17 protein-coding genes and 2 pseudogenes are annotated in these 17,636 nt (G+C 51.2%); 7 read left to right on the top strand and 12 right to left on the bottom strand.

Annotated features, from left to right (window positions below; all coding sequences use genetic code 11):
- The 11 genes and pseudogenes from KB557_RS03315 to sppA all read right to left on the bottom strand — a co-directional run.
- Window positions 1-254: pseudogene (locus KB557_RS03315) on the bottom strand (cysteine lyase); the annotation flags it as partial.
- Between the two features lie 28 nt (window positions 255-282).
- Window positions 283-453 carry a hypothetical protein gene (locus tag KB557_RS03320; protein WP_255131385.1) on the bottom strand — a complete coding sequence of 57 codons (171 nt, stop codon included), beginning with the start codon at window positions 451-453 and terminating at the stop codon, window positions 283-285.
- A 116-nt stretch (window positions 454-569) separates the two neighbouring features.
- Complete coding sequence (locus KB557_RS03325; protein ID WP_255131386.1) at window positions 570-2,036, bottom strand: AAA family ATPase; 1,467 nt, start codon at window positions 2,034-2,036, stop codon at window positions 570-572.
- A complete protein-coding gene (locus KB557_RS03330; RefSeq protein WP_255131387.1) occupies window positions 2,033-2,530 on the bottom strand; it encodes a DUF177 domain-containing protein in 498 nt (165 codons plus the stop codon). The genes KB557_RS03325 and KB557_RS03330 overlap by 4 nt, the downstream gene beginning before the upstream one ends.
- The gene (yidC, locus tag KB557_RS03335) at window positions 2,530-3,669 is read right to left on the bottom strand and encodes a membrane protein insertase YidC (RefSeq protein ID WP_255131388.1); all 1,140 of its coding nucleotides are present in this window, start codon (window positions 3,667-3,669) and stop codon (window positions 2,530-2,532) included. The genes KB557_RS03330 and yidC overlap by 1 nt, the downstream gene beginning before the upstream one ends.
- A 60-nt stretch (window positions 3,670-3,729) precedes the next feature.
- Window positions 3,730-4,152, bottom strand: a complete 423-nt coding sequence (locus KB557_RS03340; RefSeq protein WP_255131389.1) for a PH domain-containing protein — start codon at window positions 4,150-4,152, stop codon at window positions 3,730-3,732.
- Window positions 4,106-4,552 (bottom strand): ribonuclease P protein component, encoded by a 447-nt coding sequence (rnpA, locus tag KB557_RS03345; RefSeq protein WP_255131390.1) that lies wholly within the window; start codon window positions 4,550-4,552, stop codon window positions 4,106-4,108. Before rnpA ends, KB557_RS03340 begins: the two co-directional genes overlap by 47 nt.
- Before the next feature lie 18 nt (window positions 4,553-4,570).
- Window positions 4,571-4,708, bottom strand: coding sequence for a 50S ribosomal protein L34 (rpmH, locus tag KB557_RS03350; protein WP_255131391.1), 138 nt, complete (start codon window positions 4,706-4,708; stop codon window positions 4,571-4,573).
- A gap of 50 nt (window positions 4,709-4,758) precedes the next feature.
- Window positions 4,759-5,337: a DUF2808 domain-containing protein gene (locus tag KB557_RS03355; protein ID WP_255131392.1), complete on the bottom strand. Its 579-nt coding sequence runs from the start codon at window positions 5,335-5,337 to the stop codon at window positions 4,759-4,761.
- 75 nt (window positions 5,338-5,412) lie between these two features.
- Complete coding sequence (aroH, locus tag KB557_RS03360) at window positions 5,413-5,796, bottom strand: chorismate mutase (RefSeq protein ID WP_255131393.1); 384 nt, start codon at window positions 5,794-5,796, stop codon at window positions 5,413-5,415.
- A complete protein-coding gene (gene sppA / locus KB557_RS03365) occupies window positions 5,793-6,578 on the bottom strand; it encodes a signal peptide peptidase SppA (RefSeq protein ID WP_255131394.1) in 786 nt (261 codons plus the stop codon). Before sppA ends, aroH begins: the two co-directional genes overlap by 4 nt.
- A gap of 105 nt (window positions 6,579-6,683) precedes the next feature.
- Between sppA and KB557_RS03370 the strand changes: the two genes are divergently transcribed.
- From KB557_RS03370 to KB557_RS03400, 7 genes are read left to right on the top strand one after another with little or no spacing between them, the layout of a single operon-like run.
- Window positions 6,684-7,604 carry a DMT family transporter gene (locus tag KB557_RS03370; RefSeq protein WP_255131395.1) on the top strand — a complete coding sequence of 307 codons (921 nt, stop codon included), beginning with the start codon at window positions 6,684-6,686 and terminating at the stop codon, window positions 7,602-7,604.
- A complete protein-coding gene (locus KB557_RS03375; RefSeq protein ID WP_255131396.1) occupies window positions 7,601-8,665 on the top strand; it encodes a glycosyltransferase in 1,065 nt (354 codons plus the stop codon). Before KB557_RS03370 ends, KB557_RS03375 begins: the two co-directional genes overlap by 4 nt.
- The gene (locus KB557_RS03380; RefSeq protein ID WP_255131397.1) at window positions 8,665-10,650 is read left to right on the top strand and encodes an NAD-binding protein; all 1,986 of its coding nucleotides are present in this window, start codon (window positions 8,665-8,667) and stop codon (window positions 10,648-10,650) included. The genes KB557_RS03375 and KB557_RS03380 overlap by 1 nt, the downstream gene beginning before the upstream one ends.
- Before the next feature lie 29 nt (window positions 10,651-10,679).
- Window positions 10,680-12,428, top strand: a complete 1,749-nt coding sequence (locus tag KB557_RS03385; RefSeq protein ID WP_255131398.1) for a glycosyltransferase family 39 protein — start codon at window positions 10,680-10,682, stop codon at window positions 12,426-12,428.
- Between the two features lie 43 nt (window positions 12,429-12,471).
- Window positions 12,472-13,173, top strand: coding sequence for a peptidylprolyl isomerase (locus tag KB557_RS03390; RefSeq protein WP_255131399.1), 702 nt, complete (start codon window positions 12,472-12,474; stop codon window positions 13,171-13,173).
- Window positions 13,174-13,190: 17 nt separating this feature from the next.
- Complete coding sequence (locus tag KB557_RS03395; RefSeq protein WP_255131400.1) at window positions 13,191-16,175, top strand: peptidase domain-containing ABC transporter; 2,985 nt, start codon at window positions 13,191-13,193, stop codon at window positions 16,173-16,175.
- Complete coding sequence (locus KB557_RS03400; protein ID WP_255131401.1) at window positions 16,172-17,347, top strand: HlyD family efflux transporter periplasmic adaptor subunit; 1,176 nt, start codon at window positions 16,172-16,174, stop codon at window positions 17,345-17,347. The genes KB557_RS03395 and KB557_RS03400 overlap by 4 nt, the downstream gene beginning before the upstream one ends.
- A gap of 2 nt (window positions 17,348-17,349) precedes the next feature.
- Here the strand turns inward: KB557_RS03400 and KB557_RS03405 are convergent.
- Window positions 17,350-17,636 (bottom strand): annotated as a pseudogene (locus tag KB557_RS03405) (DUF721 domain-containing protein); the annotation flags it as partial.

Genomic DNA, 17,636 nt, shown 5'->3' on the forward strand with positions numbered 1-17,636 from the left:
CCCCAAAGGGGCAAAACGCAGCCGCTACTAACGTTTTCGGTAAGAGCTAAGCGATGTGGCGCTACCCCACATAAAAGGCTAAGGGCCTTGCGTAAAGCTGAAAGCTCAAGGTTTAGCCAAGGCCACACATCACGGCCGAAAGGGCCAAGCTGCTGAAGTTTTTGCCAACAACTCACCATCGCCTCAAGGGAGGTATTGGGGAGAGGGCCCTGGCCGCCGTAATTGAAATAATGCTTACCTGCTAATGCAGGCATTTGTTGCCGCAAATTGAGGCTCAAGGCTTTAGAGCACCTGACCTACAGCCACTGCAGCAACAGCGGAAAAAACAGTGATGCCAAGAGCTGTAAGTGGCGATTGACCCTGGGCTACCGCAAGAGTGGTGATAACGGCTGCTCCAAGGGCAGCTACTGCTAATTGATTGGTGAGTTCAGCTTGGTTTGGGGGAAGGTTCAACTTCATCGTGGCCTGCTGGAGTGGTCGATAGCTAAACCGTAGGCAGAAGTGCCGATGTGGGCTTGACAAAAGCGCTGCTTCTTCACTCAACGCAACGTATTGATATTCATCTTTTCTTAACAAGCGGGCCTAGCTCGACCCTCCCGAGCCCATTGCTGCAGTCTTTCCAGTGGTTCTCGGGCGGTGCGGCTGAGGGGCACCAGATCGGCAGCGGCACTGATTAGATCAGCTTCGCCAAATTCCCGAGCTTCGCTGAAGGCCACAAGCATTGCCTCAAGCACCACTTGCTCCAGTTCTGCGCCTGAAAAGCCAGCGCAGCGATCAACCAAGGTGTCTAGGGGGATGCAGTGTTGGGGCCTGCGTCTGCGCAAGTGCAGGTTGAGGATTTGACGCCTTTCCTCCGGTTCCGGCAAGCTCAATACAAATAATTCATCAAACCGCCCCTTACGCAGTAACTCTGGAGGCAACTTATCGATGGCATTGGCGGTTGCCACAACAAAAACAGGGCTGCTTTTTTCCGCCATCCAAGTAAGCAAGGTGGCTAATACTCTTTGGCTGGTGCCGCCATCGCTGCGGCCATCCAAACTGAAACCCTTATCGATTTCATCGATCCACAGGATGCAAGGGGCCATGGCCTCAGCGGTGCGGATCATGTCGCGGCTGCGGGCTTCACTAGCCCCCACCAAGCCAGCAAATAGGCGCCCGAGATCGAGGCGAAGCAAGGGCATCCCCCAGCTGTGGGCAATTGCTTTTGCTGTTAATGATTTACCGGTGCCTTGGGGCCCCACCAGCAGCACACCTCTGGGGTTTGGCAGCCCGTAGCTTTGCGCTTCTGCCGTAAAAGCAAGCCTGCGCCTCTCTAACCACAATTTGAGTTGATCTAAACCACCGATTTCACTTGGATCTGCATCAGCCGGGCAGTATTCCAGTAGATCGCTGCGGGCTAGGGCTAGGCGCTTTTCTTCCAATACATCGCTTATATCGGCTGCATCTAACCGGCCATGCCGAGCTAGCGCTCTAGCTGCTAGCTGGCGGATGCGTTGTTCGGGTAAACCGCGGCAGCTGCGCACCAAGAGTTCAAGGGCTTGAGGCTCTAGGGGGCTGCCAGCCGCCACTCCAATCCCCCCCAATAGGGCGTTGATTTCATTGGCATCAGGTAAGGGCAGCTCCAGCACCGTTACGGTTGATTCCAATTCCCTGGGCAGCTGTAGATCAGGGGCGGCAATGATCAGGGTGCGAGGTTGCTTGCACAGTTCCACCGCAAGGTTGCGCAGCCGCCGGCAGATGGCGCTGTCGTCTACAAAACGATGAAAATCCAGCAGAAGCAAAATACCAGCACTATCTGTTGGCAATAGATCAAGGCTGTCTAGAGCGGCTAGTGGTTGGCGCGCAGCGGCCCCTTGGTGGTTTGGTAATCCCTGCAATCCAGCAACAAAATCCCAGCGCAGTAGTGGTCTTTGCCCGAGGTTTTGGGCCACCTGTTGCATTAAACGCAGCAGCCTTTCCTCTTCCTGCTGCCGAATCCAAAGGATCGGGGTGCGGCTGCGGATTAACAGATCCAACTGAGCGATCCAGGCGCTCATGGCTGTTTTGTTAAGGCCTCTAATGCTGCCCAGCGGGGATCAAGCAGCACTTTTGCTGCTTCAGGGATCACTTCAGGCGGCATGATGCCGATGCAGTTGGCATCACATAGACGTTTAAGGGGCAATTGCAGGCTTAATTGTTCAAATAACCAATGCTCCCAATCAAAATCAGCTTCAGGGTTGAGGCTTTCCACCGCAGTATCCAAGCTGCCGATTAATTCCGTTTCAGGCGCAACTGAGGCGCTAGCTGTAATCGCGATAAGTTCATTCGCTTTAGCTTTCAACTGATAGCTAAAAGCGTTCAAACAGCGATCGCAGCAAAGTTCCACTTGGGTTGAAGCGGCACCGTTTACCTCAAGTGCTACGCCTCTGTGATGCAGCTCAAGCCAACCTTTTACTGGCCCCAAGCTGGGAAGTTTAGCTAGGGGCTGATTTATCTGAAAACGTTTCGCTTCCCCAAGTAATCGCAGCTCCCGCAGTGGGATCGGCTTCATCAGCGCTTGCCTTTTGGTTCAAATGGCATCCGTTCAGAAGAAATAGCAGTTGCACTGGCGGTAACCGTTTGCTGCGTCATCTGCTGATCAAGAATTGCCTGAAGGTTTTCTGGTAGCGGTTCACGTATGAGCACAAATGTTTGGAAGGCCTGGAAAATATTGGCGATCACCATGTAGAGCAAAACCCCAGCTGGCAAAGGGAAAAACAGAAACATGCCGGTGATCATCACTGGGGTGATCTTGTTGGCGGTTGCCTGTTGCGGATTGGCTGGCATCCCCCAGCCAGAAAGGATTTGAGATACAAAAAGGCTGATGCCAAACCCTGCAACTAAACCTGCAATATCCCAATTCACCTGGCCATCTGTGCGAATTCCCACCTGACCCAAGGCCTTAATAAATAAGAAACCACTGCGGGCAGCCAATCCTGGGATCTTCACTTCAACGGTGGCATCTCCAGGCGTTAGGGCTGTAACTGTGCCGTTTGAAGCAATAGAAACCACCCCTTCACCCTTGGTGATATTCCACTGGGGGCTCATGTCGATTGTGGGGGTGAGCCGCTCTTCCACTGCCTCAAGGCTTTCGCTGCCATCTTTGGTTTGCAGTAAAACCTTGGCTTGTTCTCCCACACCAAGCCGATTTCCGCCTGGTAATGCAGCTACAACAGGGATGTGGTTTGTTTCGTTGATAAAGATTGAATGGCTTGCGCTTGTAAATGGTTTTGCTTCTACCGCCGCCACTAAATCAGCAGGCACCACCTTCACGTTGAAGGTGTAAGGCACATCTGCAAAAGGTGATCCCCTCAAGGTGGCAAACAGCGCAAATAGAATTGGCATCTGCACCACAAGCGGCAAGCAACCCGCCAGGGGGCTGCCAAATTCCTTCATTACTTTGCCTAATTCCTCCTGTTGCTTTTGGGGATTATTGGCAAATTTGGATCTGATATCGGCCTGACGTTTCTGCATTACCGGTTGGGCAATGCGCATGCGGCGGGCGTTTCGAATTGAGCCAGCACTAAGGGGAAACAGGGCAAGCCGGATCACAACCGTGAGGGCAATGATCGCCAAGCCGTAGCTGGGCACCAGTCCGTAAAAGAAATCGAGGATTGGTAACAGCAGGTTGTCGGAGATGTAGCCGATCACAGGGAAGGAGGTGCAGGGGGAAGGTATTTGATGTGAGTGTGCCTCAAGAGCAGCTCAGCTTTAACTGGCAACAGCAAAGCCACTGGGGGGTGTGCTGCTACGGCTTGGGGTATCCATGCGTTCTTTGATGAAGGTTTCAAGCTCACGAAACCTAGGCACCCCGCGCATTTCCAGCCGTGCCCCATCTTTAAGTAATAAGCACATGTCGCCCCAAGCTCCCAAGCCCCTTGGCACAACTCGAACTTCTTTGATCTGGTTGTAAACCACCTGGCTGCGATCGCGACCTAACCAACCACCGGTTACGGATACACGCCGGTTGGTGATTCGAAACCGTAGCCATAGGGCCCTCACGATTGCCCCAACGGCGAAGGGGAGGCCGATCAAGGTGAAACCAAAAATCAAATTCATGATCAAATCACCTTTGGCGGGGCCGCCCTCATAAAACACTTCTTCCTGCAGGGTGATGGGAGGTGCAGTTGTCATCCAAAAAACCTGCCTGATGTAACACTGCTTGCCATTCTCTCAGTAGATCGTTGCAACTGGCGTTGCCGGCTTCCGGTTTAAGGCTTAAAAGAAGCCAGCTTTGCGGCTGCAGGCAGGGGTGGTCTGGGTTTTCCCAGTTCTTACACATATCAACAAAAGCCTGATGAAACTGCCTTCTGAGGCGATTACGCACCACAGCTCGCTTACTAACCTTGCTGCTAATCACAACAGCAAGGCGAAATTCACTTGTGGCTGCTTGTTCGCTCGAGCGCAGCAGCAGCGGGTTTGCCGCAGCAACTCTCAGCACTAATAAAGAGCCGCCGTGGTAACGCCTACTTTTTTGATATAGATAATCAAAAAGTCTTTTGCCCCTGAGGCGATGCCTTTGCGGAAGAACCACCAGGGTTACAAATGGGAATTACACCGATAAACGAGCGCGGCCCCGCTTGCGGCGAGTGCGGATGAGGCGACGGCCTGTATGGGTGCGCATGCGCACTCGGAACCCCGATACGCGTTTGCGTTTGCGGCTGGTTCCTTCAAGGGTGCGCTTGGTCATGAAACTAAACTGGGCTATAGGCCGATATACAAATTTAGCAGCCTGCTGGCTTAGTTAGTAAGTTCGATAACCCAGCTGCCCAAATAGCCCGCCATTGGAATATCTCCAGGGGCTTGAGCTAAGGCATTAAATTGGAACATTCCCCCGTTTACAGGGTTGGAAACGTTAAATACAACCGCTATAGATTTGTCTGGTGGCACAGGGGTTGTGGGGAAGATATCGATGCGTTTGCCATTGTCTGTGAGCTGAATATCAGCGGGGATAGTTTCTTCGCATTTTGTGCGTTTGGCGTAGCCACCAGCACTGCAATATTTGAGTTTAACTTCCTTGGGATCAATGTTTGTATTGAAATAGCTAGGTATTGTAATTGATAATTTTAATATTGCAGCTTTACGGTCTTTTGCCCGTAGAACTAAAAAGTATTCACCCCACTGAGTGCGTTCGGTATTAGATACATAGTAGTAGAGCTTCTTAAAGTCTTTATTGCCATCCCAGCGAAATTCCAAAATTGATGGGGTTCCAACCGAACCTTGTGCTTTTGCTGTTTGATGGGCAGCCAAACCAAAACCAGCTGCTGTAATTAAGCCCGCAGCAGCAATAAAACCCAAACGACGCGATGATTCAGCCATAGCTTTTTCGTATGTTTATTTATTCTCATAATCGCGCTTCTCCTTAAGGGCTCCCCTAGGCCGGCCCCTGAGCTGTCAGTGATTACAAGATCTGTCTGGCCTTAACTTTTGGCTGTCGCGCAGGTAAACATGTTGCTCTTCTTGCTGCATCGGCAACCAGGCCTGCAGCATTACGCGGATGCAACGAGGTAGATCTCCAACTACAGCCATCTGCTGGCAATCAAGCAATGCCACCCCTTCCCATCCCTCGCTTCGCCTTGCGATAGCGGCAGGGAAGAGGGCATTCAGATCACTGGTTACTGAAAATATTGCTGTAAACACCTCCGGCCCTTTGAGGTTGTTGCGGTGCATCAAAACTTCTATCAGTTCAGCAACGGCCTCTTCCATCGCAGCTGCAGTGTTAGCTGTTGCGGTGGTGGCGCCCCGCAGAGCTCGCAATCTCATGCCTGAATTGTTCATGGCCTGTAGAGCCAGAGCGGTTGTCCCCCCAGGCCAAGCTCTAATTGAAATTGTTGGCGCAGCCGTTGAAAAAATCCCTGCTTTTGGCGCCCCAAAGTAACCGGCCGGCTGTGTTTGGGATCAAGCCCCGCTAGGCGAGCGGCCTCAAGGCGAGCTGTTTCTTCGTCGCCGAGTAAATCCACCAAGCCCAATTCCAGGGCCTGGGCGCCGCTAAAAACACGGCCATCAGCGAAGGCACGGACGCTTTCTTCACTAAGGCCGCGGCCCGTTGCCACCGCTTGCACAAATTGGCCGTAGCTGCTGTTTATCAGGGCTTGCAAAATTTCTCGCTCCGCTTCTGAAAGCGGTTTATCGGGAGAAAGGATGTCTTTAAATTCGCCGCTTTTCACCGTTTCAAAACGCACGCCGATACGTTTCAGCAGCTTCTCAAGATTGTTGCCACGCAAAATCACACCGATGGATCCAGTGATGGTGCCTGCATTTGCCACCACCCGATTGGCGGCGCTACCCACATAAACACCGCCAGAGGCGGAAATATTGCCGTAGCTAGCCACCACTTGGCAGCCACTTTCCCGCAGGCGCATCAGGGCTTGGTGAATCTCTTGGCTATCGCCAACAGTGCCTCCAGGGCTATCAATGCGCAGCAGCAGCACAGGAAACTTTTGTTCTTCCACCTGTAACAAAGCTTTTAAAACCCTGGTGCGGGCGGCGCCAGCAATCGGCCCCTCAAGGCAGATGCGAGCAATACGTTTGCGACGAAAACGACGCAGGGGCCAAGGCATGGGGCCGCACTCATTGAGATTATTGGCGGATCCTATGCAGCCCTGGGTCTTTAGGCTCAAGCTTGCTATTTAGTTGCAGTGCCCCGTTGGTTGCGATGGTTTGCCATGGTGCTCCCCTTCGCCCTTTGGGGAACGGCTATGGCGGCAATGAAGCCCCTCTTGGTGCCCCTTGCCCCTCTTGAATTGGCCTGGTTGCGGCTGATGCCGGCTGGCTTAATTATTCTTGGCGCTGCTGCTTTACTCAAGCGTCCGCTAGGTGTTGATAGCAGGGATAGGGGCTGGTTCTTTTTATTTGTGCTGGTAGACGCTGCCCTTTTTCAAGGTTTTTTGGCAGAGGGTTTACAAGAAGTTGGTGCTGGTATCGGTTCGGTGCTGATCGATTCGCAACCGTTGATGGTGGCTTTATTAGCTCGCTTTGCTCTTGGAGAACTGATAAACCCAGTGGGCTGGGTGGGATTGCTGTTGGGATTGGGCGGTATTGCTTGCCTTGGCGTGCCAGCTGGTGTGCTGCAGCATTGGTGGCTTGAGGGCCCTCCAGTGCTTGGTGCAGGTTTAGCTCAACGGGGTGAGCTGCTGATGCTGCTTGCAGCAGCTTCGATGGCGGTGGGCACTTTGCTTTGCCGCTGGGCCTGTCGCCATAGCGACCCCCTTGCGGTAACGGGGTGGCACCTCTTGCTTGGCGGATTGCCACTAATGGGACTAAGCCTTATCGGGCCTCTTTCAGATCCTTTACGGCGCATTCCCCACCTGCAGCTATCTGAATGGGGCTTAATGGCCTATGCAAGTTTGTTTGGCAGCGCTTTGGCTTACGGCTTGTTTTTTTTGTTCGCCAACCAGGGCGACCTAACGGGGTTTACCTCATTAACATTTTTAACCCCTGTATTCGCCCTTGCTAGCGGTGTGTTTTGGCTCGATGAAAAATTAAGTTTGTTGCAATGGTTTGGAGTGGCCCTCGCTTTAGTTTCGGTGTTGCTGATCAATCAGCGCCGAACTTTATGGGCGGCTGAATTGGAACGCGCCCAATGAAAATTTTGCTGGTTAGTACCCCCATGGGCCCATTGGGTATGGGCTTAGGGGGAGGGGTAGAACTAACTCTGATGGCAATTTTGAGTGCCTTAAAGGCGCGAGGTCATTATTTGGCTTTGGTGGCCGCAGTTGGTAGTGAATTAGAGGCCGGCTTAGTAGATCAACTTTGGCTCGAACCTGGGGTGCCCCAAGCCAGTTGGCAACACCAAAAGCGAGAGTCCCCTGTGCAAATCCCAGCCGATTCTTTGCTTGCTCGCTTTTGGCAGCGGGCGCTGGGGGAACAGGAAGCTTTTGATGTGCTGCTCAACCTCGGCTACGACTGGTTGCCTCTTTGGCTCACCCCTTATTTCCATAAACCCCTCTTTCATCTCATCAGCATGGGCAGTGTTGGAGAGGCCATGGATCAAGTGATTTCTGCCACAGCAACTCTTTATCCCCAGCGCGTTGCTTTCCACACTGCGGCCCAAGCGGCAGATTTTCAACTGCCAAATCCGCCGCTGCTGCTGGCTAATGGATTTGATTTCAACCAATACCAATATCGGGCGCACCCCCAGCAGCTTTTGGGTTGGGCAGGCAGGATCGCTCCTGAAAAAGGTCTGGAGGATGCAGCCCAAGTTGCTTTGCGCTGGGGTTGGCCACTAGCAGTGTGGGGTTTAAAAGAAGATCTTCAATATGCGGCTGCCGTAGAAGCAACCGTGCCAAAAGGCACCCTGCAGTGGCGTGGGTTTCTAGCAACAAATCAGTTTCAGGCCGAATTAGGTGAATGTGCTGCTCTGCTCAACACACCGAAGTGGAATGAAGCCTTTGGCAATGTTGTGGTGGAGGCTATGGCCTGCGGCGTGCCGGTGCTGGCCTACCGCCGCGGCGGGCCGGCTGAATTGATTGATCCAGGCGTTAGTGGGGTGCTAGTGGATCCAGACAACATCGCCGCCATGGCGGCAGCACTTCCTCAGCTTTTGTGCATTGATCGCTATGGCTGTAGAGAAAAAGCAAAAGAGCGCTTCAGCCTGGAGGCCTTCGCTTCACGGCTTGAAAATTGGTTGATGCAACCCGCTCAGTAATGCCATCTTCTCAGCCTGCTTTAACAGCCCCTGATGGCATCGTTGTTTGCGGCCTTGGCGGGCTTGGCCAGGCTTGCTTGAGCAGCTTGCTGGCTTTTAACCTGCCAATCCGTTGTATCGATCGTGAACCGCCGAAATGGGTTGATCTAGCTCAAGGCAAGCGCTTGGTAGATGTCACCTTGCTTGGTGATATGCGTAACCCAGAGGTATTGATTGAGGCGGGGGTTGTTTCCGCTAGGGCCGTTCTACTGCTCAGCCAAGACAGCGGAGTGAATCTTGAGGCCGCACTACAGGTGCGCCTGTTAAACCCCAAAGTCCAATTGGTGGTGCGCTCAAGTGGAGGCAGCAGCAGTTTGGAGCGGCAATTACAAGATCGCTTGCCAGGTTTAGCAATTGTGGATCCACAGCTGCTCACTGCGGGGATTTTTGCCAACGCCCTAAGGCCAGATGGCACTGAAGCTGCATTTGACGTGGAAGGCGAATTATTTGTAGTGAGAAGCACCTTGCAACAACAAGCTGCTAGCCGCGACTTATTTGATCAGTTGAGCCGCTTACAGCGCCTGGTGCAGTGGTTCCCAATAGATGGCGCCCCAGGTGGCCCCCCCGCCAGTGGTTGGTGGAATCTGGATGCAAAACCAGCAGCTGGCGATCGATTGCTTTGGTTGGAATTAGCGAGCACCTTGGAAACCCGCCCCCGTGCTCACCGCGGCCAGTGGGCAGTTTTGTGGGCTCGATTTCGACTGCTATTTGAATCTTGCCAAGAGGCAACTGAACGGCTTAAAGATCGACGCAATTCACTACTTAGTTGGGGTTTATTGAGCCTATTACTGCTTTTATTTGTGGGCAGCTTTTTATTTGGCAATGCTTCCCCTTTGCGGGGGCTAATGCTCACTTTGGCACTATTAAAAGGTGAATATTTAGATGCCTTTAGTTTTATTATTAGTGGCTCTAATAATGAGTTGAGTCCTGCACATTTTCCCCTGGCAGCCCTTGCTTTGATCTACGCCCTAGGGGGCACCTTGCTCACCGCATGGCTGGTGGCTTTGATTCTTGATCGCCTATTGGCAGCTCGCATTGGCAACCAGGAACCAAAACCAATGGTTGCGGGCACCCCCTATGTGTTGCTTTTGGATGGTGGCCCTTTGGCGGCTCGCCTTGAGCAACAACTGCGGCTGCAAAAGTTTCAAGTGGTGCGGGTGCAGGAAAACAAACCGGAATCTTTGGCTTATCCCAGTTTGGATCGAGCTTTGAGGAGCCTGCGTCATTGCCGCTGTCAAGCGGTGGGTGTGCTTTCAGAAGATCTGATGGCAAATTTGAGCGTTGCCCTTGAGTTGCAGCAACGCTGGCCTGGGGTGCGTTTGGCAGTGCGTTCCCATTCCCTCTCCCAATCAAGCAATTTCAATGCTTTGTTTGAAGGAATGCAGGTGATAAATCCCCTTGAAGTGGCAGCAGATGCAGTGGTGGCAACAGCTTTAGGGGAAAGAGTGCGGGGGGTGTTGCGATTGGCGGAGGAAAACTTGCTGATTACTGATTACAAGGTGAATTCAAGCGACACCTTGCAGGGCCTCAGCCTTGGCACCGTGGCAGGTGGCTATGGCCTCATACCCCTTGTATTGATTGGTTATGGGGCGATCAAACCAATTGCGTTACCAAATCCGGAAAGGGTGTTGCAGCTGGGTGATCGCTTGGTTGTATTGGCCAGCTTGGCGGCTCTACGCCAAGTGGAAGCAGGCAATTTAAAAAAACGCTGCTGGTGCCTTGAATTACGAAGTTTGCGCCCTAATGCCCCCATTTTTGAGGTGCAAATAGCGCTGGCTCGATATTTGGGTTCTGTTCCTGGTGATATGGCCAAATATGTGGATTTAGAACATGGCGCACAGCGCACAGCGCCCCTATACCAAGTGCCGGGGCGGCTGCTTGAGCAAGCCCTGAAGCGTTTAGGAGTTGATTGCGAATTGGTTGATGCAACTACCTGCGAGGCATAGGCTGCCTAAAGATTTTTAGTTGGCAAGCAGTGAAGCAATCCCACCGGCTCGCCTGGCTGTTGGGGGTAACAACCTTCCTTGGGGGGCTGATTTTTTTGTGGCGGCTTGGGGCTGTTGGGCAGCTAGATGAAACGCCTGCCTTATTTGCAGCAGCAGGGCGGGCAATGGCCGATACCGGCGACTGGCTCACCCCAAGGGTGAATGGCCATCCCCGTTTCGATAAACCCGTATTGATTTATTGGTTGATCGGTGGCTTGAGCCTGCTGCCTCGCCATTGGGATCCCCTTGGCAGTTTGGCTGCAAATCTGCCTTCTGCCTTGGCAATGCTGGCCGTGATGCTGGCTTTAGTGGTAACCATGTTGAAGCTGGAGCCGCAGCCCAGTTACAGCAGGGCGCTCAGCGCTGCACTGGCTTTTGGCCTGTCGCCATTGGTGTTGCTCTGGGGCCGCGTTGCTGTGAGTGATCCCTTGCTCACGGCCTGCCTTGCTTTTGCTTTGCTTGGATTTTGGCGCACTTACGCCAGTGGATCACGGCTGCGGCCATGGGGCAGCTGGATTTTTCTGGGGCTTGCAATCCTCACTAAAGGTCCGGTGGCATTGCTGATAGCTGCGAGTTGCCTTGGTTTATTTGGCCTGTGGCAGCGCGATTTTGCCCGCTTAATCCGTTTATTAGCCCCTGGCCGCGGCTTACTTGTGAGTGTGGCGGTGGCAGCACCTTGGTACAGCTTGGAATTGTGGCGAGAGGGGAAACCTTTTCTTGATAGTTTTTTTGGCTATCACAATTTTCAACGCTTTAGCCAGGTGGTGAATCACCACTCGGGCCCTTGGTGGTTTTTTCTAGCGGTATTGCTAATTGCAAGCTTGCCGGCCACACCGCTGTTACTGCTGGGAATTCATCAAGAGTTGCGCGCTTTTCAAAAGCCCCGCCCAACAGAGGGCAGCTTGGGACGTTTTGCTTGTTGCTGGTTACTGGGGGTGATGTTGTTGTTCAGTTTTTCAGCAACAAAACTTGCCAGCTACATTTTGCCCGGCCTGCCAGCAATGGCCCTATTGATTGGTTTGGCTTGCGGATCAAGGCAGCTTCTTAATGTTGCCCGCTGGTTTTCAGTGTCGCTTGCTGCGCTGCTAGGGATTGGCTTTTTAATGGCTCCGATTTGGTTGCCATTGATCAATGATCCGGAAATGCCAGGGCTGAGCTCTCAGCTTTTGCTTAATGGTGCTGTGCAGCGCAGTGGAATTTGTTTCCTTGCTGCCGCGCTGTTTGGGGTAATTAGCCAGATTTGGCAACTAAAAAGGATTCCCTGGCTATTGGCTTTTCAGCTGCCCTTAGTGGTGTGGCCGCTGCTGGGATTGGTGCCAACGGCGGAGTTAATAGATCAAATACGGCAACGGCCTGTGCGTTATGTGGCGGCTTTAGTGCTTCAGCACATACGCCCCGGCGAGGCGCTTGCTATGGCAGGTATTAATAAGCCATCACTCCACTACTACACAAAAAAAGTAGTTGTTTATGAAGGTAGGCCCGCCTCAGGCTTGCGCAATCTTGGCGAAAGGCTTAGGCCCACCTCGCAGCAAGATTTAGCAATCAATTTTTTACTGGTGATCGATCGCACCACAGCAAAGCAATATTTTTGGCAGCGATTACCCCATCAAAAACTTGCAGCTGAAGGCATTTATGCGCTTTGGCGGGTGCCGCGCCATGCGGCATATGAAGAGGCCAAACGCTTGGCAGCTGCAGGAGTGGCATCAACTTGGCAGTTACAAAACCCTGAGCGCTATTAACCAGCTATGAATGGGAGCAAGTTGAGCCTGCATCGTTTTGGCCATGGATTTCAGTAATCAAGACCTTGCCCGAGCCGGATTACTTGAACCTGCCTGGCGCCATCGCTTGATGGAACAGGCGGTGCTTCAAATAGAAAAACCATCAGCTGAGGAAACTCAACAGGCTTTGCAGGTTTTTTGCCAACAGATCCAAGTGCAAGATCAGCAGCAATTGCAGGCTTGGCTGCAATTGCGGGGCCTAAGCGGAGCGGAGCTTGAGGCCATGGCCCAGCTGCCTGTGCGCTGGCGCAAGTGGTGTGAGCAGCGCTATGCAACAACTGTTGAGCATGAATATCTGCGCCGTAAAGCTGAGTTTGATGAAGTTACCTATTCGCTACTGCGCTTGCGTGACGGCGAATTAGCAGCGGAATTGCACCAGCAATTGCAGGAGCAGGAAGTGGCTTTTGAGGATCTTGCGGCCCAATACTCAGAGGGCCCGGAACAACGCAGTGGCGGCAAAATTGGCCCAGTGCCCCTTTCAACTCCCCATCCAGCCCTTGCCAAGTTGCTTGAAATTAGCCAAGAGGGGCAGCTCTGGCCGCCAAAACAACTGGAGGGTTGGTGGATCATTGTGCGCCTAGAAAAGCGCAAAGGAGCTCAGCTTGATCAGGCTTTGAAGCAGCGTTTAGTTATTGAACAGGGAGATGACTGGCTAAGAAATGAGCTGAATCAGGTTCTTGCCGCTCATAATGAGCAAGTGAATTAAAGGCCAGCTGAGCCCAGATGTCGATTACAGCTGCCTTAGATCTCCTGGCTTCAACGAAGCCTTTTAATGGGCTTTCACCTGTTGATCAGGCCCAAACCGCCTCATTATTGAAGCCTTTGGTTTTAAAACCTGGGGCCCGTTTGCATGGGTTTGATGAGTTACCTCCTGGGATTCTGATCCTTGTTGAGGGGCAACTGCGTTTGCTTGCCCAGGATCAAAGGGGCGAAACTTTTACGCTTGAACTGCTTTCTTCTGGTTCAATAGCTGGCTGGCTGCCTTTACTTCGAGGCGATTCGGGCCAAGTTCTTGCAGCTTCCATGGTTTCAAAGGGTTGGCTGTTGCCGGCGGCAGCATTCCTTGAATTGGCATCAAGGCACCAAGAATTGCGAGATTTTTTCAAAGATGGCGGCTTACCTGAACGCTACGCAGTGCTTTCTGCTTCCAAAATTGCAGATCTGCCCAGGGGCCGTGTGTTGCGCGATTGGGCTGCAAATGCAGCTGCAACTCCCGCAATTACCTTGCTTGGCGAGCAGGAAGCGGTGCCAGAGGGCCATTGGCTTTTAAGCACTGGTTGTGTTGCTGGGCATGAGGTGGGTGAAGATATTCCGGCGGGGTTGGTGCTTGCACGGCAGGGTCGTTTGCCCATCCGTTTAATCCCAAAACCAGCTGTGGCTCCAAGTATTTCAAGCCCAGCTCAACTTTCGGCAGAAGCGGTTGCTGTAGCAGTTGATGTGAATGTTGAGGTATTGGAGCCCGAATGGATCGAGGGCAGCGAGCTGGTGCCCCAACTAAACCAGATGGAGGCCCTGCAGGATTGGTATGGCCGCATCGGAGATGATGGCAGTTTCCCACATCTCAGCGGCCAAGGAGAACTGGAAGAAGCGTTTGCTGTGCTGCGAATGTTATCTCGCAATTTTGATCTTCCATTCCGTAGGGATGTGATTCGTAGAATCTTGGAAGATCAATTGCAAAGAGCTGAAGGTAAGGGGATTGGAATAATGCAACTTGCAGCAGTTGCAGATTTGCTTGGCTTGCGTGCCTCGCTTTTGGAAGTACCTATTAAATCAGTGGCAAGGTTGCCGGTGCCAGCTGTTGCAATTGATAATGGTCATCCGGTTGTTATTTGGCAGGCCGATGCTAGCGGCTTGATTATTGGTGATCCTCGCTCGAGCCAGAGGAAATTAACTATGGCTGATGTTGAATCGCTTTTAGATGAGAAAGGAAATTTAGCTATTCTTTCCCTCGAGCGCGCTAATACCACCCCTAGGGAAAGATTTGGATTGTCTTGGTTCCTGCCAGCAATTCAGCAGCATCGCGGCATCCTGATTCAGGTGTTGATAGCAAGCTTTTTTGTGCAGTTATTCGCTTTGTTGAATCCATTGTTAATTCAACAAATAATAGATGCGGTAATCGCTCAGGGAAATTTAAAGAGCCTTAATGTTTTAGGTTCTCTTTTGGTTGCCATGGCCGTAGCGGAAGCGATTTTGGGTTCTTTACGAACATATTTATTTAGCGACACTACAAATAGAATTGATATTTCACTTGGCTCTACAATTATTGATCACTTGCTCAGATTGCCACTTAGCTATTTTTCTAAACGCCCTGTGGGAGAGGTATCCAGCAGGGTGAATGAATTAGAAAAAATTCGGCGTTTTCTTACCGGTACTGCATTAACTGTGGTGCTTGATTCAGTTTTTTCAGTTATATATATCGCGGTGATGTTGCTATATAGCCCAATACTTACTCTTTGGGCGTTGGGGGTTATTCCATTTTTTATTGGTTTAACGGCAGCTGCCGCACCGGTTATTCGCAGGCAGTTGCGAGAACAGGCGGAATCCAATGCCCAGGTGCAGAGCCACTTGGTTGAAACACTTGGTGGTATGGAAACTGTTAAGGGCCAGGGGATGGAATTACACAGCCGTTGGCGTTGGCAGCAACTATATGGAGGTCAAATAGCGGCTGGTTTCCGCAATACGATTACCAGCACTGCCGCTGGATCTGCATCTCATTTTCTCGAGCAACTATCAGGCTTACTTGTTTTATGGGTTGGAGCGGGGTTGGTATTGCAAGGCAAGCTAACTTTAGGTCAATTGATTGCATTTAGAATATTATCTGGATACGTAACAAGTCCTTTGCTTAGGCTTGCAACATTATGGCAAAACTTCCAAGAAACCGCCCTTTCTCTTGAAAGACTTTCCGACATTGTTGATCATCCTCAAGAGATTGAAATCGCCGGAGAAAACCTGCCCCCTCTTCCCCCTATAAGCGGTGCGATTAGCTACGAAAGGGTGAATTTTCGTTTCGCTAGTAGTGGGCAATTGCAATTACTAAATGTTGATTTTAGTATCCCTTCAGGTAGTTTTGTTGGCATTGTTGGCAGTAGCGGATCTGGTAAAAGTACCTTGCTTAAGTTGCTAACAAGGCTCTACGACCCTCTAGATGGAACGATTCGCTTAGATGGTAATGATATTTCAAAAGTAGATTTATATTCCCTGCGCCGCCAAATAGGAGTTGTGCCGCAGGATAGCCTGTTATTTGATGGCACAATCCAGGAAAATATCGCGCTTACCCGCCCAGATGCTGATTTCGAAGAGATAATAGAAGCAGCAAAAGTTGCCTGTGCTCACGATTTTATTCAGCAACTACCAGCCGGCTATAGCAGCTCGGTTGGTGAGAGAGGCTCGGGGCTTTCAGGGGGGCAAAGACAACGTTTAGCCATTGCTCGGATGATACTCAAGCAGCCCCGTTTGCTAGTTCTTGATGAAGCCACCAGCGCTCTTGATGTTGATACAGAGCAACAATTAACCCGCAATTTAGGCGCTGCCTACAGGGGGCGTACCGTTTTATTTATTACCCATCGCTTGGGCAATCTTCGTCATGCAGATCATATTTTAGTACTTCATAATGGGGCCTTAGTTGAGCAGGGCCCCCACGCTGATTTGATGGCCATTGGGGGGCGATATGCCACCCTATTCCGTCAACAGGAGGCTGCATTGGTATGAGTAATTTAGTACGCCGCGATCCATCTGATCTTCAGGAAATTCGTTTAAGGCCTTCACCGCGCTGGAGTAAGGCGGTTATTTGGGCTTTGATTGGCACAGCGAGCTTCGCCTTTGTTTTTGCTTTACTAGCAAAGATTGATGAGGTTGTTGTTGCTCAAGGTGATTTAGAACCAGCCGGGGCGGTTAAGCCAATCAAGGCCTTTCAAACTGCTGTTGTTGAAGAAATTTTTGTTAAAGAAGGTCAATTGGTGGAGCCGGGCCAACCATTGATCCGCTTTGATACTGATAATTCAGTTGCACAAAAGATCAATGTAAATAGGCAGCTTGGCCTCGAGCGTCAGAGGATTAATGAACAGGCAAATTCCAGTGAGGCTAGAAGGGACAATCTGATAGCTAAACGACAAAGTTTGATTTCGAAACGAGATAGCGAACGGCTTTCTCTAACTAATCAGGAGGATATCTTGCAGCGGCTTGAGATTCTCACAAAGCAGGGTGGAATGGGTTTAGTTCAATACATGCAGGAGAAGGATAAGGGGCAGCAAATGCGCTCTCAAATTGCTCAAACGGAAGCTGCTATTCGTCAAACTGATGCTGAATTAAATGAAGTTAGTTCCGAGCTTCTTAAGCAACGTAAAGAAAGTGATCGCCAGCTATCTGATCTGGAACGTCAAAAGGTTGAAGTGAAAGAACAACTGCAAACCGAATTGCTGCGTTCTCCTGTGCGCGGTAAAGTGTTTGATCTTACCCCCACAAGTAGGGGTTATGTAGTGGCGCCAAATGAACCGGTTTTGAAGATTGTTCCCGTTGATAAATTGCAAGCAAAAATATATGTTACAAGTAAGGATATTGGCTTTGTAAAAGTTGGTCAGCTATCTGAAGTGAGGCTTGATTCCTATCCATTTACAGAATTTGGTTCTATTAAAGGCACTGTTAAACGGATATCAACAGATTCGTTGCCGCCAGACGAACAAAATCCCCAGCCTAGATTTCCAGTAATCATTAAATTAGAACAACAACAGCTCAAGAAAAATGGCCGTTCTTATTCCCTTAAATCCGGTGAAACTTTGAGCGCTAATCTCGTTCTTAGAGAAAAGCGGGTAATTACCTTGCTCACCGATGTGATCGATCGCGCTTTCGACGCATTAAAACCTATCCGCTCGCCAACTTCTTGATTTTAATTTCGATTTTGCCTTAAGCAAAGTGAACAAGATCCCCAGCGTTTGATCTCGCCGCCAGGGGTTGGTATTTGGCAGCTCGGGCAAAGGCAACTGCCGTGAATATCTACCCTGCTGGGATGTTCTGCCCAGCTGTTAGCGCTTTCGCTGCTTGCTAATGCCGCTAGTGGAATTTGCATCCTTTGCTCTAGCTCCACCCGTTGCACTAAAAATCCAGCAGCACGCAAGGCGCCCAGCAGTTGATGCTTTGCATATATCTGTTGTTGTTGGTTTTGGGTTTGATTGT

It is taken from the genome of Synechococcus sp. Cruz CV12-2-Slac-r, from assembly GCF_024346075.1.
Lineage (GTDB): Bacteria > Cyanobacteriota > Cyanobacteriia > PCC-6307 > Cyanobiaceae > Synechococcus_D.